The 24,644-nt window shown below is 45.6% G+C and carries 16 protein-coding genes; 7 read left to right on the top strand and 9 right to left on the bottom strand.

Features of this window, described 5'->3' with window-relative positions:
* Positions 1–2: 2 nt before the first annotated feature.
* From DK188_RS06455 to DK188_RS06435, 5 genes are all read right to left on the bottom strand, one after another.
* On the bottom strand, positions 3–2,312 hold the full coding sequence (locus DK188_RS06455; RefSeq protein WP_394335840.1) for a TonB-dependent receptor: 2,310 nt from the start codon (positions 2,310–2,312) through the stop codon (positions 3–5).
* A 443-nt stretch (positions 2,313–2,755) separates the two neighbouring features.
* Positions 2,756–3,190: a hypothetical protein gene (locus DK188_RS06450; protein WP_111669991.1), complete on the bottom strand. Its 435-nt coding sequence runs from the start codon at positions 3,188–3,190 to the stop codon at positions 2,756–2,758.
* A gap of 68 nt (positions 3,191–3,258) precedes the next feature.
* On the bottom strand, positions 3,259–4,440 hold the full coding sequence (locus tag DK188_RS06445; RefSeq protein WP_111669990.1) for a class I SAM-dependent rRNA methyltransferase: 1,182 nt from the start codon (positions 4,438–4,440) through the stop codon (positions 3,259–3,261).
* A complete protein-coding gene (locus DK188_RS06440; RefSeq protein ID WP_111669989.1) occupies positions 4,427–5,824 on the bottom strand; it encodes a sodium:solute symporter family protein in 1,398 nt (465 codons plus the stop codon). Before DK188_RS06440 ends, DK188_RS06445 begins: the two co-directional genes overlap by 14 nt.
* Positions 5,825–5,835: 11 nt before the next feature.
* On the bottom strand, positions 5,836–7,455 hold the full coding sequence (locus DK188_RS06435; RefSeq protein WP_111669988.1) for an ABC-F family ATP-binding cassette domain-containing protein: 1,620 nt from the start codon (positions 7,453–7,455) through the stop codon (positions 5,836–5,838).
* A gap of 600 nt (positions 7,456–8,055) precedes the next feature.
* Between DK188_RS06435 and DK188_RS06430 the strand changes: the two genes are divergently transcribed.
* From DK188_RS06430 to galE, 3 genes are all read left to right on the top strand, one after another.
* Positions 8,056–11,202, top strand: coding sequence for a PKD domain-containing protein (locus DK188_RS06430; RefSeq protein ID WP_111669987.1), 3,147 nt, complete (start codon positions 8,056–8,058; stop codon positions 11,200–11,202).
* A gap of 29 nt (positions 11,203–11,231) precedes the next feature.
* Positions 11,232–14,369, top strand: coding sequence for a PKD domain-containing protein (locus tag DK188_RS06425; protein ID WP_111669986.1), 3,138 nt, complete (start codon positions 11,232–11,234; stop codon positions 14,367–14,369).
* Positions 14,370–14,532: 163 nt separating this feature from the next.
* Entirely contained in the window at positions 14,533–15,543 is a 1,011-nt protein-coding gene (gene galE / locus DK188_RS06420; protein ID WP_111669985.1) for a UDP-glucose 4-epimerase GalE, read from the top strand.
* Between the two features lie 35 nt (positions 15,544–15,578).
* Here galE and DK188_RS06415 read toward each other — a convergent pair whose 3' ends face one another.
* The 3 genes from DK188_RS06415 to ggt form a co-directional block, all read right to left on the bottom strand.
* Positions 15,579–16,214 carry a putative polyvalent protein kinase domain-containing protein gene (locus DK188_RS06415; RefSeq protein WP_111669984.1) on the bottom strand — a complete coding sequence of 212 codons (636 nt, stop codon included), beginning with the start codon at positions 16,212–16,214 and terminating at the stop codon, positions 15,579–15,581.
* Positions 16,215–16,494: 280 nt separating this feature from the next.
* The gene (locus DK188_RS06410) at positions 16,495–16,923 is read right to left on the bottom strand and encodes a hypothetical protein (RefSeq protein WP_111669983.1); all 429 of its coding nucleotides are present in this window, start codon (positions 16,921–16,923) and stop codon (positions 16,495–16,497) included.
* A gap of 25 nt (positions 16,924–16,948) precedes the next feature.
* Positions 16,949–18,652: a gamma-glutamyltransferase gene (gene ggt, locus DK188_RS06405; RefSeq protein ID WP_111669982.1), complete on the bottom strand. Its 1,704-nt coding sequence runs from the start codon at positions 18,650–18,652 to the stop codon at positions 16,949–16,951.
* A 356-nt stretch (positions 18,653–19,008) separates the two neighbouring features.
* On the opposite strand from ggt, the gene DK188_RS06400 reads away from it, so the two are divergent.
* Complete coding sequence (locus tag DK188_RS06400) at positions 19,009–19,947, top strand: alpha/beta hydrolase (protein WP_111670205.1); 939 nt, start codon at positions 19,009–19,011, stop codon at positions 19,945–19,947.
* A gap of 300 nt (positions 19,948–20,247) precedes the next feature.
* Positions 20,248–21,450, top strand: coding sequence for an NAD(P)/FAD-dependent oxidoreductase (locus DK188_RS06395; RefSeq protein ID WP_111669981.1), 1,203 nt, complete (start codon positions 20,248–20,250; stop codon positions 21,448–21,450).
* 113 nt (positions 21,451–21,563) lie between these two features.
* On the opposite strand, the gene DK188_RS06390 is transcribed toward DK188_RS06395, so the two are convergent.
* Positions 21,564–22,514 (bottom strand): YihY/virulence factor BrkB family protein, encoded by a 951-nt coding sequence (locus DK188_RS06390; protein ID WP_111669980.1) that lies wholly within the window; start codon positions 22,512–22,514, stop codon positions 21,564–21,566.
* Between the two features lie 408 nt (positions 22,515–22,922).
* Here DK188_RS06390 and DK188_RS06385 point away from each other — a divergent pair, with 408 nt between their 5' ends.
* Complete coding sequence (locus DK188_RS06385) at positions 22,923–24,035, top strand: hypothetical protein (protein WP_111669979.1); 1,113 nt, start codon at positions 22,923–22,925, stop codon at positions 24,033–24,035.
* 60 nt (positions 24,036–24,095) lie between these two features.
* Complete coding sequence (locus tag DK188_RS06380; RefSeq protein ID WP_111669978.1) at positions 24,096–24,449, top strand: hypothetical protein; 354 nt, start codon at positions 24,096–24,098, stop codon at positions 24,447–24,449.
* Positions 24,450–24,644: the final 195 nt, after the last annotated feature.

The following is a 24,644-nucleotide window of genomic DNA, read 5'->3' as shown; positions in this document are numbered from 1 at the left end:
TGTTAGAATTGATAGTTGAGTTTAATTAAGATATTTCGTCCCATGTCCGCAGTGAAGTAGCGGAATCTGTTCATGTATTCTTTGTATTCGGTATCGAATACGTTATTTATCTGAAGACCAATATTGAATTGGTTGTCAGCGACTTGAATTTTCTTCTGATAACCTAAATTGAATAAGGCATAGGCAGGTGGAGCTGGTGCCAAATCAAAATCTGGCTCTCTAGATTGCTGAGCGACCAGTACATTGCTGATTGTAATTCGGTCAGAAGTCGGGTTTGTTTTTTTGCCGAAGGCGAAAGAAAAACCCCAGTCCATCCGATCAGATGGGATAAATGGAAAGAAGTTGCCCTCATCTGTATTTTTTGCCCGGATGATGGATCCTTTCAGGTAACCATTGATCCTGTCGGAAAAGGTGTAACTCCCCGAAACATCAACCCCATAGAAGAATGCATCTGCCTGCAGGTATTCATAGACATTGAATGTGCCACGAAGGGATACAAAAGTCTCTCCGGTCGGATTGAGATAGATGTAATTTTGAATCTGATTCGCGTAGGCAGTGATTTCCACGAGTGCCTTATCATTTTCAAATTCAAGTCCATTGACCCATTTAAGTGAGTTTTCAGAGACCATATTCGGGTCTCCGATCTCCACTGCCGCTGCTCCATGATGCAGGCCCTGACTGAAGAGTTCATTGATATTGGGCGGTCTCCAGGCTGTTCCTAGATTACTCGTAAATGCGAAATTTGGACTCAGTTGGTACAATCCGCCAATAAAGGCTGAGAAATTTTGGTAATCCAAATCAGCCTCTTGCAGTTCGTTGTTGACAAATCTGGCGGCAGAGACAGTTCTGAAATCATACCGCAATCCCCCCTCGAGTTCCAGTGGGCCTTTGACATACTTTTCGATCGCGTAGATTCCGCCATTGAACATGTCATAATTTGGGATCAACGGTGTCACACCTGTTCCCGGGACGTTGCTATTGGCCTGCTGAATGACATTGAATCCAATGGAACCGCTCCAATTGGACTTTAGGTTATGATCCAAAAAAAGATCCAGCGTATTCGTGAAAAGCTCCAGATCTAAGCTGGGTCTAGAATTGAGTTCTCCTCTTCTGCGGTCAAATTCCTGACGATTATTGAGTTGAAAGCCATATTGGAAATTCAGTTTCCAATTGGGATTCAAATGATAATGGGACTTTACCTTGGCCAAATGATGGGCTACTACCTGTTTGGGATTGTCGATTTCGTAGGTGAATTCACCGTCAGAGAATGGCCTTCCATTTTCGATTATACTTTCCAAATCGGAGAGATTTCCGGTATGGGCATCTCTCAGGATTCCTATCTCGGTATTGAAGTAGCTGTAGTATACTTCCATGCCAAGTTTTTGCGAACTGTAACCGGCCGAACCTGAAAAGTTATACTCCGACATGCCTGTATTGGATTGGAAATAGTCAGGGGATTGGACATTTCCGGCTCTTTTGACCGAGCCCTGAACTCGATATCCGAGCCCTTTTACTTTCTCCGATCCGCCCAGATGAGAAGCTGCCAGATTTCCCATGCGGCCATTGCTAGCTCCGAGTAGGTTGATTTCGGTTACATGTTTTTTGGAAGTAGGCAGCGCAGGAGGATTGACCAAAATCACTCCACCCATGGCCTCAGGACCGAAGCGTACGGTCTCTGCACCTTTGATCACAGTAATTTCATCTGCAAGGAAAGGGTCGATTTCTGGAGCATGCTCAGCTCCCCACTGCTGCCCTTCCAGCCGAATCCCATTATTCAGGATCATGATTCGATTGCTGTGCATGCCATGGATTACCGGTTTTGAAATCGTGTTTCCTGTGGAAAAAGTGGTGACGCCGGCTACCCGCTTCAGACTTTCACCGAGGCTTTCTCCCCGGGATTCCAGAAGGGCTTCGCCATACAATGAAGTCACTGCTGTCGTTGTCTGTACTGCCTCCCGATGACCGTGCACTTCCACGCCGCTTAGATCCATGGATTCTTCTTCCATGCGGAAAGTCTGCGCCGTAGTATTGCTGCTCAGGTCAATAGTTTGCCTGATTTCTTTGTGTCCGAGGTATTGAATAGTGACCGTGTACGTTCCAGGGCAGAGGTCTCGAATGACAAAGTTGCCATTCTGGTCTGATACTCCTCCAGTGCGGGTCTCCAAAATCCAGACATATGCTGCCTCAATGGCATCATCGTTTTCCTGATGCAGGATCTTGCCCCGCAATATCAAATTACATTTCTGGGCACTTGCTCGAGTGCCAAAAAACATAATCAAAGCAAATGAAAGGATGAGTCGCAAGTGTAACACGGTTGCAAAAGTAAGTTTTGCCAAACTATTAAACCAAAGTTTTTGAAACAAAGTTGCAGAAGGTGTTGAGTGGTGAAAAAATGAAGTCAGGTGTAGAATCACCCAGGTTAAGAGATTTCGAGTTTGGGATATTTCAAAGAGCTCCGCATGATAATCCCGAAGGGATGAAATTATTATAGAAGAGAATTGTGACTATGGTTTAAAAACCCCGAAGGGGTGAAATTATTCTATCCCTATAAGGTTTTAAGAAATTCCACCCTTACAGGGTTATGGAGATAGATCCTAATCTGATTTTTCCAAAATAGTTACACCCTTCTGGGGTTTCTAAAACTAGTACCTATCAAAACCAAAAAATCTGCGAAAGCCTGCATGCTGTAAGCAGGTCTGCGGGAATTACAAAAAAAATCCGGCTTTCGACCGGATTTATAGGAATTTGGGGTTGATTAGCTTAACCAGTTGGACCAAGGAATTCTGCTCAGAATCAAGACCAATCCGATCGCATACATCATGTAAATACTTCTGAATTTAGACCTAGAGTTGGTTATCTTTTTGGCACGGATATATCCTATGCTGATCACTACAATCGCAATAATGTTAATCAAAGGATGCTCCAAAGCAGTCAATCGTGCTGCTGGATCAGACATGGCACCTCCGCCGGTAAGCAATGAAAATCCAAGTGGACTGACAAAATATAGGATCAAGCCGACCAATAACTGAATATGTGAAAGGATAAAAGCAATCATGGCGATCTTCCTGTCTTTTTCGGTGAATTCTCTTCCTGAGAGTGATCCGATCAGCGCATATAGAATGACCAAAACCAACCCGGCTAACGCGAGATAGGCTATTCCAGAGTGTAAATGTTGAAGTCCGGTGTACATGTTTTTAGATTTTGTTGGGTGAAATTACTGCAAAAGAAATAAGAGAAGGCCTAAAATTGTTTGAAATCTCAATCAATATACAGCACGAGGCCCTTCAGGTATTCAGTTTCAGGGTGGAAAATATTGATTGGGTGATCTGCAGGTTGAGAAAGTTGGTGCAGGACTTTCACTTTGCGGCCCGTCTCCATAGCGGCTGCAGCGATGGTGTGGGCAAAGAGGCTTTTGTCCACAACCTGACTGCAGGAGAAAGTAAAGATGATTCCTCCCGGTTTTATTTTACGAATCGCCTCGGCATTCAATCTCTTGTAGGCCTGAACTGCATTGTGCCGGGCCTTGATGTTTTTTGCAAAAGCAGGTGGATCCAAGACGATCAAATCAAAGTCATCGCCAATCTCCCGAATGTATTTCACCACATCAGCCACGATGGATTCATGCTTTCCAGTAAAACCCGGGTTTAGCGCCACGTTCTGCTCGGTGAGTGCAATTGCTTTAGCAGATATGTCAACTGAATGAACTTCCGATGCGCCTTCGTTCAGGGCCAAAACCGAAAATCCGCCCGAATAGCAGAAGGTATTCAAGACCTTTTTTCCTTTCGCATACGTCGAAACGAGCTTTCGATTTTCCCGCTGATCGATGAAAAATCCGGTTTTTTGACCTTTTTCCCAATCGATCCGATACGTCGCTCCATACTCCTGTACCAGATCGGTTTCCGCTTTTCCCCAGACCCATTCATTGGATTCGATGCCGAGGTTCTTGGGAAGAGTTTCCGCACTTTTGTCGTAGACGCCTTTAAGCTTTTCTCCTAAAACCTCCCGAAGCGCTGTCCCAATCTCAGCGATATGCCTGTGCATTCCGACATGATGCGCCTGAATGACCGCCGTTTCGTTGTAGTAATCGATGATCAAACCCGGAAGTAAATCGCCTTCTCCATGAACTAATCGGAAAACGTTCGTCTCTTGATTATCAGTAAGTCCAAGGCTCTTTCTTAATTCGTAAGCCGAAGCGATTTTTTCATTCCAAAAGGCCTGATCAATTTCCCGCTCTTCGAAGGAAATGATCCGAACCATGATCGAGCCCTGAGAGAAATGTCCAATCCCCAAAAATTCGTTTTTGGCCGAAAAAACCGCCACCAAATCGCCACTTTCCAGACCAGGATCAGCTTTGGCAATAGCACCTGAAAACACCCAATGGTGTCGACGCTGGAGGGAAAACTCTTTTCCTCGCTGGAGGATGATTTTAGGATAATTCATAGTTGTTTTCTGACTTGGTTGGGAAAAGGTAGCTTCCCAAGATCATCGCAAAGATACTCGCCAAAAGGCCAAAAATATGGGAAGCGATCTCAAATTCCAGATGATCGCAAATCCAATAGACTCCCATGCCGATGAACATGGATAGGATTGCTCCGGTTTTGGAGGCTTTTTTCCAATAGAGTCCTGCGGTCAATGGCGCAAATAAGGATACCAACAGGAGAATCGAAGCTCCTGCTACTAGTTCATAGATATTGGAATCACGGGAAGCCATGTACGTCGCAATAATCGCCACAGCCAACACGCTGAATCTCAATACCCAAAGCAGCTGAGTGTCTTTCAGTTTTTCTTTGAAAAGCGGACGGATCAAGTTTTCAGAGATCAGCGCCGCTGGCGCGAGTAGGCCCGAACTTGCCGTACTCATGATTGCTGAGATCAGCGCACCGAAGAAAATGATCTGCACTGGCAGTCCTCCATGTGCCAAAACCATCGAAGGAAGCAGCATTTGCTTGTTTTCAAGGTAGAGTTCGGGGTAAAGTACTTTCGCGCCAAGCGCGATAAATAAGGGCAAAAGCCCAAAAGTCAAGTAGAAACCTCCCGCAAGGTAAGTGGACTGCACGGCGACTTTTTCGGATTTGGCGGACATCACCCGCTGATAGATATCCTGACTGGGAATACTTCCAAGTCCCAAGATGATCCAAGCTCCCAGGTAATTCACCCAAGAGGTAAATCCTGCATCCGGGAAAAACTGTAAGCTGCCCGCTGGAGCTTTGGACAGAATTTCATTTACTCCACCAGCTTCCTGCGCAATCATGATAGTCACCCAAATAAGCCCAATCACAATCATCGTCGTCTGGATGAAATCCGTGATTGATATCGCCCACATTCCGCCCAGGAAGGTGTAAATGACTACTATTCCCGCCGATAGGAGGATTCCCTGAGATAGACTCAGGTCTGTCACTGTGCCAAAAATCAAACTGAGCGCCACGAGCTGAGCGGCTACGAAACCGAAATAAACCGGAACCATAAAAACGGTCGCGAAGAATTCGACTTTTTTGCCAAATGCACGCCTGAAAACATCTCCCAAGGTCAGCACGCCCATGCGATACATCGGACGCAAATAAAACATGCCAAACAAAATCAGACAGAGTGCACCGCCGAAGGGATCTTCCATCACGCCTTGAAGCCCATCTTCCAAAAAGACCGAGGAAGCGCCAAAGATCGTCTCAGAACCAAACCATGTTGCAAACAGTGCTGAGGCAGAAAGAAAAAGTGGCAGGGATCGCCCTGCCAGTACAAAGTCATTGGAATTCTTTACCAACTTGGATGCCCAAGCTCCTACAGCAACTGTGATTGCGAGATAGATGATGATGGCAGTGAGCAGCAATGATCTATTGGTTAGCTTTTGCCATACATTTTCTCCCGAAGTGCTTTGATTTCTTCGCTTGCCAAATAGTCATCGTAAGGCATTCTGCGGTCGATGGTTCCTTTTGGGGTGAATTCTACGATGCGGTTTGCGGAGGATTGTACAAAAGCATGGTCATACGAACTCAGCAATACAGTACCTGGGAATTCGATGATGGCATTGTTAAAGGCCGTGATGGATTCCAGATCGAGGTGATTTGTAGGTTCGTCCATGACCAGGAGATTGGGATTCTGCAGCATCATGCGGGAAATCATGCAGCGGACCTTTTCGCCTCCGGAGAGAACGGTACATTTTTTCAGTGTTTCTTCTCCCGTGAAGAGCATTCTTCCCAAGAAAGTTCGCACGTAAGCTTCCTCTTGATTGGTAGAGTACTGTCTGAGCCAATCGATCAGGTTGAGATCAGTCTGAAAATATTCAGAGTTGTCGTTTGGCAAATAGGCTTTATTGATCGTCACTCCCCATTTCAGTGAGCCTTTGGTGGCGGGGATTTCTTCCATGATGGTCTGGAAGAATTTGTTGACTGCCTGCTTGGTTTTGGAGATAAAGGCGATTTTGTCACCCTTGTCTACCATCAGATTGACATCGGTGAAATAGGTCACCCCGTCGGCTTTCAACTCCAGATTTTCGGTCATGAAGATCTGGTCACCGGCTTCCCGCTCAGGCTTGAACATGATGCCTGGGTATTTTCTCGAGGAAGGCTCGATTTCGTCAATATTGAGCTTCTCAATCATCTTCTTCCGGGCAGTGGCCTGTTTGGATTTGGCCACGTTAGCAGAAAATCGGTCGATGAAGCTCTGCAATTCCTTTCGTTTCTCTTCGGCTTTCTTGTTGGAATCGGATCGCTGCTTCAATGCAAGCTGGGATGATTCGTACCAGAACGTATAGTTACCGGAGTAGATTTTCACCTTGCCGAAATCAATATCTACGATATGGGTCGATACCACATCGAGAAAGTGTCTGTCGTGAGAAACGACGATCACGATGTTTTTGAAGTCCAAGAGGAAGTTTTCCAACCATTCGATGGTCTCTCCATCCAAGTCGTTGGTAGGTTCATCGAGAATCAGGATGTCAGGATTGCCAAAAAGTGCCTGGGCCAGCAAAACCCGCACCTTCTGATTACCGGCCAATTGATTCATGGGTAGGTAGTGGATATCTTCGGAGATCCCCAAGCCGGAAAGGAGGGAAGCGGCATCCGATTCGGCATTCCAACCGTCCATTTCTGCAAACTCAGACTCAAGCTCAGAAGCGCGAAGTCCATCTGCCTCGGAGAAGTCTTCCTTGAGGTAAAGTGCGTCCTTTTCGGTCATGATGGCAAACAACTTCTTATGGCCCATCAGCACGGTTTTCAAGACTTCGACTTCGTCGAAAGCAAAGTGGTTTTGGCTCAAAACAGCCATCCGCTGTCCTGGAGTGATATTTACAGATCCGCTGGTCGAGTCAATCTCGCCGGCTAGAATTTTCAAAAAGGTGGATTTTCCCGCGCCGTTTGCACCGATCACCCCGTAGCAATTGCCGGGTGTGAACTTCAGGCTGACCTCATCAAAGAGGGTTCGTTTACCAAACTTGAGGGATAAATTATCTACTGAAATCATAATTGATTGTTAATTTGTTGTTTTTTCAGCGGAATAGGCGCTGAATAAATCACGGGATGTGCTAAGATTGATTACTAGGCTTGGGTTCAATGAAAAAACTCGAATCGCCTTCGAGTTTTAAGATTGGCAAAGGTAGGGGTAAGAAGAGGAAAAGCCAAGTTTGGGGGAGGGGAAGGGAAATCGATTTTAAATTCTATGTCACCCCTTCGGGGTTTTATCCCAGGCAATCCTATTTATTCTATAATAATTCCAGCCATTCTGGCTTTAAATCCCGCAGGGATGAAAGGATTATAGCTTTTAGAGCATTTTTCAGGTAGTATAACCCCAAAGGGGTGATATTATTTTTTTTAAATAGTTAAGAGCGATTTCACGAGGTTCGACTTGTAGGAAATGGAATTACAATATCCAAAAGAAAGATTTAGAAGTAATCTACACCTAGCGTCCACAGAAACTCAAAACAAGAAGGCATTGGATTACGCCAAACCTTGAAGCGAATTGAAGAGATGTCAGCTACAACTCCAATTTTGCATTTATGACAAATAATCACAGTTTTTTTATCCCTTTTACTATCTTGAATGTCCTTAAAAGGCCCTGAGAGATATGCTGTTAAAGTTTTTGCGGTTGGTTTTGATTTTTGTGCTGTTGGGCTGCGGTTTTTCAGCACTTGGTCAAAGTTCTACCGTCGGCAGAGAATTTTGGGTTGGTTTCATGGACAACAACCGGGTAGCAGGTTCTGGAAACAATCCCGGCGCACCGGATTTTGCTGTTTTGGTCATTACAGCCAATGAAAATACCACCGGGGCAATTCAGTATAGGGGTCAGTCGGCTCCGTTTACTTTAAATGCAGGTCAGCAGTTTACCCTACGCGTTCCTTCGGAGGATTTGGATTTATTGCACCGGAGTTCTGGAGTTATTGAAAATAAGGGCATTCACATCGCTGCCTCCGGAGATATTGCAGTTCATGCATTCAATGAGCGCTTTCGAAGCGCTGACGGCACGGTTGTTTTGCCTTTGGGAGCTTTGGGAAGGGATTATTACATCACTTCGCACTTTGAGACCCTTACTGCCGACGTGAGTTACAATGGAAACATCAACGATGAAAGTACGCTCTTGGTGATAGCTACCGAGGACAATACCAATATTGAAATCACCACAAGTGTCGGTTCACTCAGTGGAAATCAGGCAGGACTCCCTTCGGTCATCACACTCCAAAGAGGGCAGAGCTATCAGATCAAAGCCAAAGCAGACCTTACAGGATCACGTGTTCGCGTCATTGGTAGCGATACAAATGAATGCAAAAAAATCGCCGTTTTCGGTGGGAATAAATGGACTTCCGTTGGCAACTGCGGAGAGGCTAATGACCATCTCTTTCAGCAGGCCTATCCGGTGAATACTTGGGGGACGAGTTTTGTCCATGTGGCACTTTCTGGACGGACATCAGGCGAATTGGTAAAGGTGCTTGCCTCAGAGGACAATACTGAGGTCCGAGTGAATGGAGCTTCCAGAGGAGTGATCGATCGGGGAGAGTTTTTACCACTGGAGTTTGGAATCAATGAATCGGGGAAAATCGACACCTCAAAACCCGCTTCGGTGACGGTTTTCTCCAAAAGTATGGCCTGCAATGAACCCACGGCGCCAGGTGCCATGACCGGAGATCCGTTCATGATCACCTACAGTCCCAGTGAGCAGTTCTTGTCTACGCTGACGTTCAATGCGCTCAATCTCCCATCCATTACCAATCACTATGTGAATGTGGTGGTCAAATCGGGAACGGAAAATTCCACAATTCTTGACGGACAAAATGTAGGAGGAAGATTCAATACCCTTCCGGGAGACCCCAATTTCCGATATGCCCGAATCAATATCAGTCAAGGCGTGCACCAACTTCGAAATCCGGATGGTTTTTCGGCTTTTGTCTATGGATTTGGCGAATTGGAGTCCTATGGCTATGCCGCGGGAGCAGCGTTGGACAATTTGAATTTTGAAACTGACGCTGAATACGAGTTTGACGTGGATGGAGAAAAAGTCGCCTGTCTCAACCAGGAGGGACTTTGGGATATCAATTCCGAAAATGCGGACTTCACCTATTTCGTTTGGGATTTTGGAGATGGATCCGATACCCAAATCGGCAAGGAAGTAGGTCATACCTTCACCGAACCCGGAACCTACCAAGTGAAAGTCCTAGCTGCCCTGAGCCCCAATTCCTGTGATCAGCAGGAGGAGGTGACTTTTGAAGTGGAGGTGCTCGAGACCAAAGGGGAGCTGCTGGGTGAGACTTCTGTCTGTCCTCAGGTGGAGCAAGTGATGTATCGGCTGAAGGACTTGATCAACGTGGATCAGGCTACTTTCGAGGTAGAAGGCGGCGTGATCATCGAAGATTATGGAGATTCGGTCTTGGTCAATTGGGGTCCTGCCAATCCCAATGCAGTCCTTCGGCTGATTCCTTTGACACCAAATGGATGTCCCGGAACTCCCATCGAATTGCCCGTTGTCATCAATCAGCGTATTAATGTGAATGCTGCAGTAGGTGAGCTTCAAGTGTGCTTTGATCCTAGTGTTCCTCACGGCTATTCTGCTCCAAACTCCTCATCAGGGAGAGGGTATGATTGGATCGTGACAGGTGGACAGATCCTTTCCGGTCAGGGTGAATCAGCCATAGAAGTGAGTTGGGATCAACCCGGGATCATCGGGACAGTAGAATACACCGCCTATAGCTTACTGGATAATCAATGCGAAGGAAAAGCAGAGCCTATCCAGGTGGAAGTAGCCGAAGAATTTCAAGCAAGTGTGGATGATATTGTTGCAATCGCCTGTACGGGATTGAATTCAGGAAGCATCTCACTGAGCATTCAGGGTGGAATCGCGCCCTATCAATTTGAATGGACACATGATGCCCAGCTCAATTCGGCGACTGCGTCCAATCTCGTAGCAGGCACTTACTCGGTCAAAGTCATCGATCAGCTCGGTTGTAGCCGTTTGATTGAGAATCTTGAAGTCCTGGAACCTGCTGCATTGACTATTTCATCGATCAGTCCCGTTGGGGTGTCTTGCTATGGGAAACCTGATGGCGAATTGAGTTTGACAATTAGCGGAGGAGTAGCACCTTATTCCTTTGATTATGAAGGGCTTAAATCCTTCTCTGGCTCCATTTCTTTGGCAGATATGCCGCAGGGAAATTATTCTTGGGAAGTGAAAGATGCAAATGGTTGTACCATTCCGGTCAGTTTTGAAATTACCTCACCGGCCGCGCTGGAAGTAGAGGTGCGGATGGAAAAACCTGCCTGTCCGGGTGGTTCAAATGGGGAATTGCTGGCGCTTCCCTCAGGTGGGGCAGGACCTTTTGTTTACCTATGGGAAGATGTCAATCTCAGGGGAAGAGGCAATCTGGTGACTGGTCTATCTGCAGGTACATACAATCTGGACGTGCAAGATGCCTCCGGGTGCATCAGTATCGGCAGGGGAGTAGTTTCCGAAAATGCCCCTCAGATCAGGATGCCCACTGGCTTTGATCCAAGACAAAATGAAGGACTCTATCAGGGTGTTTCAAACTGTGAGGTCAATTTTGAGTTGTTGATATACAATCGTTGGGGGCAGCTGATTTATTCTGGAGTGACAGGCTGGGACGGCAAAATCAACGGTGAAAATGCAGGTACCGGGACTTACAGCTACTTTGCCAGATATTCCTACGTTTTGGAGGGAAAGCAGGAGTTTGTAGAAAAGAGAGGTTCGTTTCTTTTGGTCAGGTAAAAAAGTAGTGCAGAGAGGAAAGAAATACTATGAACCCAAAATTACCGCTGGCTAGACTTTTGGTAGTGCTGTTTTTCGCTTTGGGGAACAGCTTTTTTGCTTTTGCGCAGCTGAATACCGTCGGCAGGGAATTCTATGTGGGTTTTTTGGAAAATGGAAGAAGCCTCGATACGGTCAATGTCCAATCCGAAAAGGCGGTTTTGATCATCACAGCCAATGAGAAAACTTCCGGCACAATCACGACTCCCTCCCAGACGCTGACTTTTGATCTGGCAAAAGGGCAACGTCTGGTGAAGGAATTTGACGCGATCCGTGAGGGACTGATCCATCCTCGATCTGAGGAGGTGGCGCCAAGATTTCTACATGTGGTGTCGACCGGAAACATCGCGCTCCATGCCCTAAATGGAAGAGCCTATAGCACCGGCGGAACTGTAGTCCTTCCGGTGGAATCCCTAGGTTTGGACTACATGGTCATGTCGCATCATGAGCGGGCCTATGTGACCAATTCCTCGCTCAACCATACCACACTCGAAAGCTCTATGATCGTGGTGGGGACAGAAGACGATACGGAGATCGAGATCCTGCCTTCTGCCCGGACGACTTCCGGTATTCCCATTAATTATTCCCTGAAAATCACCCTCAACGCAGGTGAATCTTATCAGCTCAAATCAGATGGTGACCTAAGTGGTACCCGTGTCAAAGTACTCAATGACAACAATACCAACTGTAAAAATGTGGCCGTCTTTGCTGGAAACCGCATGTCCAGTGCAGGTACTTGCGGCACGACCGGGGATCACTTTTTCCAGCAAAGTTATCCCACCAAGACCTGGGGCAAATCCTATGTCCACATTCCTCAAAAAGACCGAACCTCTGGGGAATTTGTAAAAGTTTTGGCCTTGGAAAATGACACGGAGGTCAGGGTCAATGGGAAGCTGGAGACCAAACTAAACGCTGGAAAATTTGTGCGCTTTGAATTTGGCAAAAATGAAGTGGCCTCCATCGAAACCTCCAAACCGGCCTCTGTTGCGGTGATCTCGAAAAGTGGTTTTTGCAATGAGTTCTTTGCGGCGTCCTTGGGTGATCCCAACTTTTTCTCCTATTCCCCAAACGGCCAAATGATCAAGGAAATCCAGTTTTCCACCGGCTTGCTTTATGGTCGATTTAACTTGAGCATTGACCATTATCTGAATATCCTGGTGCCCAAAGGTGAAGCCGCCAAGACAGTTCTCAACGGTCAGAATATCGGATCGCAGTTTAAGGCCGTGCCGGGAGCTAACTTTCAATATGCCCAAATTCAAATTCCCGAAGGGGTTAATTCACTGGTCAATTCTGAGGGATTTATCGCCTATGCTTATGGTTCGGGACAGGTCGAGTCTTATGGTTTTGTGGTAGGCACTGGTGTGGAAAGCATCCAGTATGAGACTGAAACTACCTATCCATTTGAAGTCATTGGAGATAAAGTGGCCTGTCTGAATCAGGAAGGAACTTGGGAGATTTTCCCTGAAAATCAGGAATACAGTGAGTTTACCTGGTCTTTTGGAGACGGCTCTCCGGTAGTAGAGGGAAAAGAAGTTTCCCATACTTTTCAAAATCCCGGCAAATTCATGGTCTCTGTTTTGGCTTCTACCGGAGAAGGGCTTTGCGAAAAGGAAGAAACATTTCGATTCGAGGTAGAGGTCAAAGACTTATCCCCAATTTTGCTTGGGCCAGAATCAGTTTGTCCCTTGATTGATGAGTTTACCTACACCTTGGAGGATACGACAAACCTAGATCGGGTTGAGTGGACAATCCTCGGCGGGACGATCTTGGAAGAGACGCCTATTTCTGTGAAAGTCAGATGGGGGGCTCCAAATCCGAATGCCAAGCTTTCTGCGATTCCGTATACCGATCAAGGATGCCCGGGAGAAGAACTGATTCTGAATGTAAACGTCACCGAAACCATCGAACCAGGCCTGCCCAAGGGCAATTCGGGACTTTGTGGACCCAATGAAGTCTTGGTGTACGAAGTCCCTTTTCAGACTACCGGAAGGAATTATACCTGGTTTGTCGCCGGAGGGAATTTGATTTCGGGGCAAAATTCACCTCAGGTGGAGATTCTTTGGGATCTCAATGCCTCCCCAAAGACCATCTATTACGAAGAAACAAGTACGATCAATGGGGCCTGTGCCGGTACTTCTGAGATTTTGGAAGTGATCATCTATCCTGAATTCCAACTGGGGCAAGTGGAAATGCTGAACCCCGCCTGTCCGGGGGAAAGAAATGGTCGAATTCAGCTCAACCCAACCGGCGGATCCGGAAAATACAACTTCTCCTGGTCGCATGATCCGAATTTGAATGGGGCATTGGCGGAAAACTTGCCCAGCGGAGACTATGAGGTGACCGTATCTGATCAGACCGGCTGTGCGGTAGAGCAGCTGAAGCTTTCACTGGTCGAACCGGAAACCCTCCGGGTCGATGAACCCATCGAATCCATTCCCAATACCTGTTTTGGGGTTGCCGATGGAGAGTTTTTGATCAAGCCTGTCGGTGGAAATCCTCCGTTCACGGTCGCCGGAATGCAATCGATTTGGGATGGATCGACGCTGCAGGTTTTTGGCGTAGCACCGGGTTCTTACCAATTGCTAATTCAGGACAGCAGAGGTTGCAGTGTGACAGTCGATGCCGAATTACTCGGCCCAGAGCAAATTTCGGTTTTAGCAAAAGTTGAAAATCCCGGCTGTGAGGGAAGTCTGGATGGAGTTTTGGAATTGGAGATTGCTGGCGGGACTGGACCTTACACCGTGCTTTGGGATTCGGGCCAAGTCGGTACTCGACTGGAAGACTTGCCTTATGGCGAATTCAGCTATACCGTCACAGACTCAAATGGTTGCGTAGCTACAGGTGTTGCAGTGGTCAATCAGGCTAGTCCGGAAGTACGTCTGCCTACAGGTTTTGATCCTCGGGATGGGGTCTTTCAGCCGATCTCCAATTGTACCATTGCCTATGAAATCAGCATTTGGGATCGCTGGGGAGGCATTATTTACTTTGGCACAGAAGGCTGGAATGGCCTGATCAATGGCGTGGAGGCTCCCGCCGATTCGTATTCTTACTTTATTCGCTATCGCTATAGACTGGAAGGCAAAGAAGCCAGCGAAGAGAAAAGAGGGAGCTTTACCCTGATTCGATGAGGTATTTAGGTACTATTTCGAAGATTTGAATAGTTTTGCCTTACAAAGCTTTTTAGAAACTATATGAAATCTAGCATGCCTCTTTTGGTGACACAGGAAGGAATGACTGCAATTCATGAGAAGATTTCGTTTAGCCTTTTAAAATAAAACAAATTTTAGTCCTATGAAGAAAATTCTGATCACTGGTGGTGCTGGCTACATCGGATCACATACCGCTGTCGAACTATGGAATGCAGGCATGGAGCCGATCATTTTGGACGATTTTTCCAATTCGGAGGCAAAAGTGCTCGATCGCCTGGAAGAAATCACCGGAAAACGATTTACTTTTTACCAAGGTGACTGCAATGACAAAACTGTCTTGGATTCTATCGGAAAAGCGCATCAGATCGAAGGCGTCATTCATTTTGCGGCATTCAAAGCTGTGGGAGAAAGTACCGCCAAGCCACTGAAATACTATAAAAACAACGTTGGTTCACTGGTGCTGCTGCTGGAGTTCATGCAGGAGCAAGGGATCAAGGACTTGGTATTTTCTTCTTCCTGTACCGTCTATGGTCAGCCGGAGGTTTTGCCGGTGACTGAAGCTACCCCAAGACAGGAGGCGGAGAGTCCCTATGGCAATACCAAAAAAATCTGTGAGGATATTCTGATCGACTATGTCAAAAGTAAACCCGGGATCCGAGTGATCTCATTGCGGTATTTCAATCCAGTGGGTGCACATCCCAGTTCAAAGATCGGGGAGTTGCCCTTGGGTACGCCAAATAACTTGGTTCCCTTTATCACGCAGGTGGCAGCTGGAATTCGTGAGAAATTGACGGTCTTTGGTGCGGACTACGACACAATGGATGGCAGCTGTGTGCGGGATTATATCCATGTGGTGGATTTGGCCGATGCGCATGTGAAGGCATTCTCATTTTTGAATCAGCAGCCTGAGAACTTTTATGATGTGTTCAATGTAGGGACAGGCAATGGCAACACCGTGCTGGAAGTGATCTATGCCTTTGAAAAAGTAAGTGGGCAAAAGCTCAACTATGTCATCGGTCCCCGAAGACCGGGAGACGTGGTCAAGACTTGGGCTGATACCACCAAGATTAAAACGGTGCTGGGTTGGCAGCCAAAGTATTCACTGGAAGACTCGATGCGGGATAGCTGGAATTGGCAGAAGGGATTGAAGTAAAAAAAACGAAGCGGGTTTAAGCCCGCTTTTTTTGTTTATTCCCAGAATTGCTCGGTCAAATAGAAGACTGTATCAATGAAATATAAAACGCCATTCCTTGTTAAAACATTTTCATCGTGTAGATCTTCCAATATTATGCCCAATTCTGAACTGAAATAGTCATTATTCCTTGTGTTTAAAAAGCCATTGGATTCCAAAAATGACTTTACTTTTTCAATGTCTGTAGGTTCAGTCATAGTAACAAACTCTTGCTGGACTGTGGCATATAAAGAACCATTTTCTTTAGTGAATCCAATAAGTTCATAGGAAGTATCAGGAAAGAAAAAATTATGTAAAAGAAGATTGGTGAAGTAGTCTTTCCAAGAACTGTAATAAATAGCGTCGTTGAGTTTGATGACTCTGTCAGTATCTTTTAAATAAACGCGTTGTTCGGCACCTTCACTGACATAATTTGAAAAGTCTAAATCATAAATCCAAAGATTATTCTGTGAAATAAATCCTTCTAGATCCTTTGTTTCTTGTTCTCGGACTTGCTTTGAGATTTTAGATTTTGGGCTTGTTGACGTGCCATGGCCAAGGTGACTGGAGGCTGCTTGGATAGCTGTTCCATGCCTAACTTGGCTCTTTCCTGAAAGGATAGCTCTGATTTCATTTTTTAGCTGATTTTGCATCTTTCCAAAGATACATATTGACGTTAACTTCAAAAAAACTTGAAGAGTTCATACGCTATCTTAAGTACACAATTATTACCAATTGATATAGTTACGCCGATGGGTTGAAAGATAGTACATTGGTTGATACCACCAAGATCAAATCGGTGCTGGGATGGCAGCCAAAGTATTCACTGAAAGACTCGATGCGGGATAGCTGGAATTGGCAAAAAGGATTGAAGTAAAAAAATGAAGTGGGGTTAAGCCCGCTTTTTTTATTTATTTGGTTAAAATCAATTTGCTAGCTGGTCATAAGGAGAATCAGAATCAGGGTAAAAATTCCAATTCCAGTGGTTAGTCTTCCCATAATTTTTGACTTGGTCCAGCCTGATAGAGATATCATCGTGATCAGGAAAAAAATCCCCAAAAAGAAAGATACCGAACCAATCAATCTGGGAAAGCTCAGTTCCTCAGCGACCACTTGAAACGGATAGCCATCCGTAGTCATCAACATCAGCTTAGTCATTGCAAAGATTGCCACCAAAAAGAAGCTTGCGGCCAAAGTGGAAATAGTCAGAATTACTTTTACCAATCGGGTATCAAGTTGGGATACCAGAATATTTGCAATGATGGCAATCGAAAATCCGCCGAGCAGGGAGCTGATCGTAATTACCTGGGTTGCCAGTTTGTTCCAATAGTCAAAGGGTATCTGGGTAGATAAGTCTTCCATGGTCCATTTTTAATTTTTTTTCATTTCAATACCCCGCCGCCTGTCCGTCTTTCCTGGACTCCGAAGCGCCGATATAGACTTTTCGAACTTTGTCGTAGAAAATGGCTTGGTAGCCTCCATAGGGTCCGATGCTGTATTCGATGCGGTGACCCATTTCTTCCAGTTTGCGGATGACTTCGTAGTCGAATCCACTCTCCAAGTTGAGCGAACCTCCATTGGTCATCTTGGAGCCTGTGGGTTCAGATGAACCGTTATGCCGCATCCGCGGAGCATCGCCTGCTTCCTGCAGATTCATGCCAAAATCGATCAGATTGACCACAATTTGAGTATGTCCCTGCGGCTGTACCGATCCACCCATCAGCCCAAAGCTCAGCCAAGGGTCTCCATCCTTGGTGATAAATGCCGGAATGATCGTGTGAAAAGGTCTTTTGCCCTTAGCTAATGAATTATAGTGGTTGGGGTCTTGGACATTGAACTGCTGACCGCGGTTTTGCAGGACGAAGCCCAGTCCATCCGGTACCATGCCCGATCCAAACTCATCGTAAATGCTCTGGATAAAGGAAACCATATTTCCCTCTTTGTCTGCCACAGTCAGGTAGGTCGTGTTGCCCTTTTCGATATCGCCTTCGGGGTAGGCCATGGCGGCTTCATCTAGATTGATCAATTTTCGTCGCTCTGCTGCATATCCTTTTGAGATCAGAAGTTCCACCGGGATTTCATTGAATGCCGGATCTGCATAGAACTTCGCGCGGTCTTCGAAAGCCAGTTTCTTGGCTTCGGTCAGCACATGGAGGTATTCTGCACTTCCAAAGCCCATGGACTTGATGTCATATCCTTCGAGAATGTTGAGCATTTGAAGGACAGCGATGCCCTGACCGTTTGGCGGAAGTTCCCATACATCATAGCCTCTGTAATTCGTGCTGACGGGATCAACCCATTCCGAAGTATGCTTTTGCAGGTCTTCGTAGCGGAGATAGCCCTCATTTTCTTTCATAAATCGATCAATCGTCCGGGCGATTTCTCCTTCGTAGAAAGCCGATCTTCCTTCTTTTGCAATCAAGGCATAGCTATTGGCCAGATCCGGATTCTTGAAGATTTCACCTTTTTTGGGCGTGTTCTTTCCGTTAGGCATATAGGTTTCGCGGAAACCGGGAATATCCTGCATTCGTGGGTAATAGTGATCCATTTGCCAAGCGATCACCTCGGAGACCGGAAAACCATTGTTCCCATAATCGATGGCTGGCTGCAGAATATCTTGCATGGAGAGCTTTCCGAAGCGCTTGTGCATCTCAAACCAGCCATCCACGCAACCCGGAACAGACACGGGCAGAGGTCCAAGCAAGGGAACAGTCGTCAATCCTTTTTCCTTGAAAACATCCATCGTGAGCAGTTCGGGAGCTCTTCCGCTGCCGTTGAAGCCGTAGAGTTTCTTGGTCTTTGCATCCCAAATAATGGCAAAGACATCGCCTCCGATTCCACAGGCATTGGGTTCGACTAGACCAAGCATGGCATTGGCAGCGATGGCGGCATCCATGGCCGAACCCCCTTTTTTCAGAATGTCCAAAGCAACCTGCGTGGCTAGGGGTTGGCTGGTGGCGGCCATTCCATTTTGGGCGAGGACTTCGGATCGGGTGGTGAAGGTTTTGCCAGTGACTCGATCTTGAGAAAAGGAGCAGAGGGGAAGGAGAATTCCTGTGATGAAGAGTAAAAGTGCTTTGGTGGTTCGCATGGCGTGTAGATTCAACTGGATTTGAAACTAACCCCTTGCGAAGACTTTTTGATTACCGAAAATGTAAAAATCATCCGGCGGGATTGACTAGTGATTTTATGGACATCGATTTACCTTCTTCCATTCAGTTCCTAAGACCTACCTGTTGGGGAAAAGATTTCCCCATGCTCAAGTTGTTTGGTGTACCCAAGCGTATGGCTTGATGCTTTGGATTAGGGCCTTCTGACTGCTCATTTGATTGGGTAGTAGGAGGTATTCTCCTTCCGCTTTGGATTCTTGCAAAGGAGGCTTTTCAAATGATTCAGGAATTTATGCTGAGGTTTTCCTATTTTGACAGGAAATCAAAATCCCAATCCATGTTTTCGAAACTGATGTTTGTGAGCGCCATTCTTTTTCTTCTCAGTGCCAACTTGTTTGCTCAGGTTGCGGATCAGCCGATCACGCTGGAGACTGGGACTGGCAAAATAGAAGGAACACTGCTCAGGCCAGAGACAGCGGAAAAAGTGCCGATAGTCCTGATAATCGCCGGATCAGGTCCTACTGATAGAAATGGGAACAATCCATCCATGGTTAATAACTCTCTGAAAATGCTCGCTGAAGGGTTTGCGCAAAATGGAATAGCCTCAGTCAGATATGACAAAAGAGGGGTGGGGGAAAGTAAGAATGCTGCCCTGAGTGAGAGTGAATTGCGTTTTGAGAACTATGTGGAGGATGCAGTTTCTTGGGTGGAGTTATTGGGGAAAGACATCAGGTTTTCTGAGATCATCGTTCTCGGACATAGTGAGGGTTCATTGATCGGGATGATTGCTGCCCAGCGTGCCAGGGTAGACAAGTTTATTTCTGTGGCGGGAGTTGGCTCTCCAGCCGGTGATATCATCCGAGAGCAATTGAAAGCCCAACCTCCGTTTGTTTTGGAGCAATCCTTGCCCATAATTGAGAAATTGGAGAAGGGGGAAACAGTGGCTGATGTGCCTGCAATGTTTTTTTCGCTTTTCCGCCCCAGTGTACAGCCCTATATCATTTCATGGTTTAAGTACGATCCCCAACAGGAACTGGCAAAACTTGCGCAACCAATCCTGATCATTCAAGGTACCACGGACATTCAGGTGGGAGTTTCTGATGCCGTAAAGTTGGCCAAAGCCAATTCAAAGGCTGAACTGTACATCATCGAAGGGATGAACCACATCCTGAAAGAGGCAGAATCAGACCGTGCAAAAAACATTGCTACGTATGCGATGCCGGACTTACCCTTGAAAGAGGGATTGATCGAGGTCCTTCTGGGATTTATCCGATAATTGGGTCTAAGCCTGGTTTATGGTTTTCGCTTCCAAGATCAAAACCGGGAAAGTGCATGGTTCCTCAAAACCTATTTTTGTCTGAAGAGCCTATTCTGAAGCTTGATTTTCGCTATTCGGCTAGTCAATTTCCGTGTATTTTGACTACCTATGCATCACCAAGCCTCAGACATAGGAGAGTAACTAGCTGAGGTATTTTCATTTGAATTTTGTTGAGTTTTAAAAGCCAAAGTCAGGAAAAGAATCCCTGAGATTTGGATCGCTTTTTGAAATCGAACCTACATTTCCAGAATCGCAAGTATGAGATTAAGAACTTTTGAATCCTTTTGGCTTGTAAAAAACGGCATTTTGTACAGCTATCCTTCGCTTCAGGAGGACCTAAAGACTGAGATTTTGGTCATTGGTGGAGGCATCACAGGTGCCTTGACCAGTCATGCACTTATGGAGTCCGGCTATCAGGTCACCCTCATTGACCGGAGAGATATTGCCATGGGAAGCAGCAGTGCCACGACTAGTATGCTCCAATATGAAATTGACGTCCCGCTCTATGAATTGAGTGAAATGATCGGAGAGGAGTCAGCGGCCACTTGCTATAGGGCGGGAGTGCAGGCTATTTTTAATCTGAAGCAACTCGTGGATTCTCTTCAGTTGGACTGCGGCTTTGAAATGAAAGAGAGTCTCTACCTGGCTCACAGTAAAAAGGCATCGACCTGGCTGAGGAAAGAATTTAAACTTAGGGAAAAACATGAGCTGGGCGTGAAGTGGTTGAGTGCCTCGGAAGTGACAGCACGCTATGGAATGATTAGTCATGGCGCGATTCTGTCTGAGGTAGCTGCAAGTGTGGATGCATACAAGTTGGCCCATGAGCTGATCCAATACAATGTGAAGCGGGGCATGACCGTGTATGACCAGACTGAAATTGACCAAATCGTCACCACCACGCCACAGCCAAGCGTGCTGCTGTCCACTGGGAATACCATTCAGGCGGAGAAAATAATCTGTTGCACAGGGTTTGAAAGCACCAAGATGCTGAAGGAAAAAGTAGCTGATCTGTTTTACACCTACGCTACAGTGAGCGAACAGGGCATTCTGGTAAATGAGCAGGTCAAGCGAACGATTTTTTGGAATACCGCGAATCCCTACCTCTATATGCGAACTACAGATGATGGAAGATTTCTGATAGGAGGAGAAGATTCTGCGTTTAACATTCCGCTTTTTCAGCAACGGATCAAAGAAAGAAAATCGGATATCCTGATCAAAAAGCTGGAGAAAATCCTGCCGGAGATTGAGTTTATAGAGGATTTCAGTTGGGCAGGTACTTTTGGTACGACCAAGGATGGTCTACCTTACATCGGAGCAAGTCCAGAGTTTGACAATATGCTGTTTGTACTCGGTTTCGGAGGGAATGGCATTACATTTTCCGTGCAGGGAATGGAGCTGGTAGTCAATATGCTCCAAGGAAAACCCCATCCATTGGCGAAATTTTATCGATTCGGCCGCTGAGGACTTGTGATTATAGGCAAAATGTGCTCTTGGCACTATCCATGGAAAGCTGATTTCTAAAACCGAAGATGTACTAGGGTCCACGGGGTGGACGATCCTAAGTTCAAGTCAATTTATTCTATTTCTTCGGGGGTGTCACTTCCTTTTTCGATGATCACTTCATTCAGTTCTACTCTGATGGCATTGGTAGTTGGGAGGACATTTTCTTCATACCGCTCTGCATAGACCCGGGTAAATGCCGCTCCAAAAAACAGAATCAGACAGGAATAGGACACCCAAAGTAAAATCAACACCACCGAACCAGCAGCACCATACGTGGAATCAGGACTGGCTAGGCTGAAATAATAATTCAGGAGGATCTCACCCAGATTGAACAGAAATCCAGTCAGGAAGCCGCCTAGCCAAACTGAGCGCCACTTGATCCGCATATCAGGCATAAAGCGGAAGATGAGCACAAAGAGAAATCCCAAAACTAGGGTGGAAAGGCCAAATTGAAGGATTTTTGCATAAGAGATGTATTGCGGTTCCCAAAGGGAGGAGAGAAAGTCACTTAGGTAAGTCAAAGCGGCTGAAATGACAAAGCTAATAATCAACAGAAAGGCAATTACCATGACGAAAGCCAAGCTGATTGCTCGATCCTTGACCAGTTTCCAGATACCTGCATCGGGGTCTACTTTGACGCTCCAGATTTCATTCATGGAGATCTGTAGCTGATAGAAAACCCCCGTAGCACCAAAAACCAAAATCACCACCCCCAGGATTGTGGACAAGAAGGTTTGATCTTCCTTTTGGGAATTTTCGATGATGGTCACAATAGAATCAGCGGCATTCTGTCCTATCGCATCTGCGATTTGTTGGGTGATTTGACCTTGGACGATCTCCTGCCCCCAAATAGCTCCAACAGAGTTGACTACGATAATCAATAGTCCGGGCAGAGAAAGTACTGCATAGTATGCTACCACAGCACCAAGCCGCCAGGGATTATTTTTATTCCAAAGTTTAAAAGTGTCCTTTAATAGGGAGGGTAGGTGAGCGAGTTTAAATTCTGGTTCGGTTAATTTCATAGGTAAAAAGAGGGCGCAAAAAAGCAGCCAAGAGTTGGTTAAAAGCCAGAGTCTCCTCAAAACTCAACTGCTAAAAGGTATTAATTAAGTCCATATACCCAATTCAACCTTTTTGCTTTACTCAGCAGACCCATTCAACATATCTGCCATGTTTCAATTCGGATAGGTTTTCGAGGGTTAGAATGGCAAAGTGAGTAAATTTTAATTATTGATTTTCGCAAAACATATTTATGAAAATCATAAAAATTGAAAATTGAAAATTTGGGATTTTTCTAAATTTATTCCTGTTTATGGAAAATGATTTTTTCGTAACTAATTAATTTTTAACTAAATACGATGACGAAATCTATTTAGGAACGGATAGCCGAAACCGCTAATAGTAGGCAAAAAGTTTTACATCAATACCAAATGAAAACAATTAAACTTGGCAAACTCTCCTTACCTGAGTTTGCAGCAGAAAAAGCAATTGGAGTACGTGGAGATGGATCACTAATGTACGCGAAGGAGGTTTTGTCTGGAAAAATTCCTCCAAAGTTCGGACTTGATCTTACCTCTTTAGACAACAAGGCCAAGATGGCAATTCAACGGATAAAGCTGGAGCCGGACTTGAAAATAGGGGTGATCAATGCAGGAGTTTACAGCAAAGCCGAAATCATATCCCATATAGAAAGACAAACATCTTTTGGGAAGCAGATTGCTGACGCTGAGGTAAAGTATGCCGAATACATGCTTAACCAGATGTTGGGTAAAATTTCTACAGCATCCAGGCCATTCGTGATGCCAAAAGCAGAAGCTTTGCCCACACTACCAACGGAGTGGAAAATAATCCCTAAGAATAAATGGGTTCTTTTTTCTAATAAGGTTCTTTTCTGTGAAAATACGACGGACAATGTCACCCTAGAAGCAGCGAACTATAGAATTAACAATGTGCATCCCGTTTTTGAGAATCGGGGATTTGAAGTGATAAAATTGACTGGTGTGAATAACAATCGAACAAATTTTGCAGATAGAGCAAAAGAATCGCGAGTGGTGTACATCAGTGGGATTGGGCATGGCAATTATGATAATTATACCGGCCATAGTAATTCCAGTTTGATTCGGGTGGGTTCGTTTGATTCAGATGAAGTTAACCATAGCTCTATTCACCTTTTGAGCTGTAGAACGGGAAGAGATTTGGGACCAAATACAGTGACCAAAGGAGCAGTATCCTTTATGGGATATAATGAAAACTTCACATTTACTTGGTCAAATTCGACACTCTTTTGGAAAGCTGATTCCCAATATGACATTAGTATGGCTCTGGGAAGGTCAGTGCAGCAGGCTGTAGCAGATACAGTTGCTCAGTTTATGATAGGAATGGCCATGGTTCCAGGTACGACTACGGCCGCATTGCTCATGCAAAACCGTGACTTAATGCGCTCTGCTATGTCGGGAAGTGCTTGGGGCAGCAAAACCGCCAAGATTCAACCATATCTTTTCTACAATATGACCTTGGCTGACTACGCGATGAGACGTTTTTAGTAAAGTATATAGCAGTTGTTTACGTAGATAGACAACTGCTATTTTTTTAACTTTAATGCTATGGAAAAGATACTACTCCCACCTATCGCTATAGAAGCTAAAGCAAAACCGCTAAGCTATAATCCCCAATCAGGTGAATTTATTTATTACGACAAGGTGGCAAGTGGAGAGCAGAAAATCTATCCTTTTTCGCGATTGGAAAAGGACGCTCGAAAAATATTAGCCATCAAGCGCTACCAATCCGCTAGAGAAGAGATGATGGTTTCCACGTTAAACGGGGAAACGTACACCAAAGAAGATATTGTCAAAGAGATAGAAAATGAAACTACTGTAGGTCAGGGGTTTGTATCACTTGATCTCAACTATTTGGAATATTATCTGAGCACTTTTCCAAAAAATGCTTTCAGTTCCTAAGGTTTGATTTTTCTGATTTTCCAGAGTGGTACTAGTATTTCAAAATGGTTTCGACATTTCGGCCAGCTCAGTTTACGGGCTCGGCTACCGAGTTTGACACGAATTGGAAAATAGGGGAAATGCTACGCTGCCACATTTTCCCTCTTCCCCAAAATAGAATTAATATCTGGCACCGCGCGAGGTCGGGGTGGGATT

This window comes from Algoriphagus litoralis, from assembly GCF_003259255.1.
GTDB lineage: Bacteria > Bacteroidota > Bacteroidia > Cytophagales > Cyclobacteriaceae > Algoriphagus > Algoriphagus litoralis.
The sequence above is the reverse complement of the archived record's forward strand: the minus strand, read 5'-3'. Positions and strand labels throughout refer to the sequence as shown.

Excerpts from the sequence above, each read along its gene's own strand:
- DK188_RS06450 (WP_111669991.1), bottom strand. The coding sequence starts at position 3,190 with ATGTACACCGGACTTCAACATTTACACTCTGGAATAGCCTATCTCGCG.
- DK188_RS06445 (WP_111669990.1), bottom strand. The coding sequence starts at position 4,440 with ATGAATTATCCTAAAATCATCCTCCAGCGAGGAAAAGAGTTTTCCCTC.
- DK188_RS06435 (WP_111669988.1), bottom strand. The coding sequence starts at position 7,455 with ATGATTTCAGTAGATAATTTATCCCTCAAGTTTGGTAAACGAACCCTC.
- DK188_RS06430 (WP_111669987.1), top strand. The coding sequence starts at position 8,056 with ATGCTGTTAAAGTTTTTGCGGTTGGTTTTGATTTTTGTGCTGTTGGGC.
- DK188_RS06425 (WP_111669986.1), top strand. The coding sequence starts at position 11,232 with ATGAACCCAAAATTACCGCTGGCTAGACTTTTGGTAGTGCTGTTTTTC.
- galE (WP_111669985.1), top strand. The coding sequence starts at position 14,533 with ATGAAGAAAATTCTGATCACTGGTGGTGCTGGCTACATCGGATCACAT.
- DK188_RS06415 (WP_111669984.1), bottom strand. The coding sequence starts at position 16,214 with ATGCAAAATCAGCTAAAAAATGAAATCAGAGCTATCCTTTCAGGAAAG.
- DK188_RS06410 (WP_111669983.1), bottom strand. The coding sequence starts at position 16,923 with ATGGAAGACTTATCTACCCAGATACCCTTTGACTATTGGAACAAACTG.
- ggt (WP_111669982.1), bottom strand. The coding sequence starts at position 18,652 with ATGCGAACCACCAAAGCACTTTTACTCTTCATCACAGGAATTCTCCTT.
- DK188_RS06400 (WP_111670205.1), top strand. The coding sequence starts at position 19,009 with ATGTTTTCGAAACTGATGTTTGTGAGCGCCATTCTTTTTCTTCTCAGT.
- DK188_RS06395 (WP_111669981.1), top strand. The coding sequence starts at position 20,248 with ATGAGATTAAGAACTTTTGAATCCTTTTGGCTTGTAAAAAACGGCATT.
- DK188_RS06390 (WP_111669980.1), bottom strand. The coding sequence starts at position 22,514 with ATGAAATTAACCGAACCAGAATTTAAACTCGCTCACCTACCCTCCCTA.
- DK188_RS06385 (WP_111669979.1), top strand. The coding sequence starts at position 22,923 with ATGAAAACAATTAAACTTGGCAAACTCTCCTTACCTGAGTTTGCAGCA.
- DK188_RS06380 (WP_111669978.1), top strand. The coding sequence starts at position 24,096 with ATGGAAAAGATACTACTCCCACCTATCGCTATAGAAGCTAAAGCAAAA.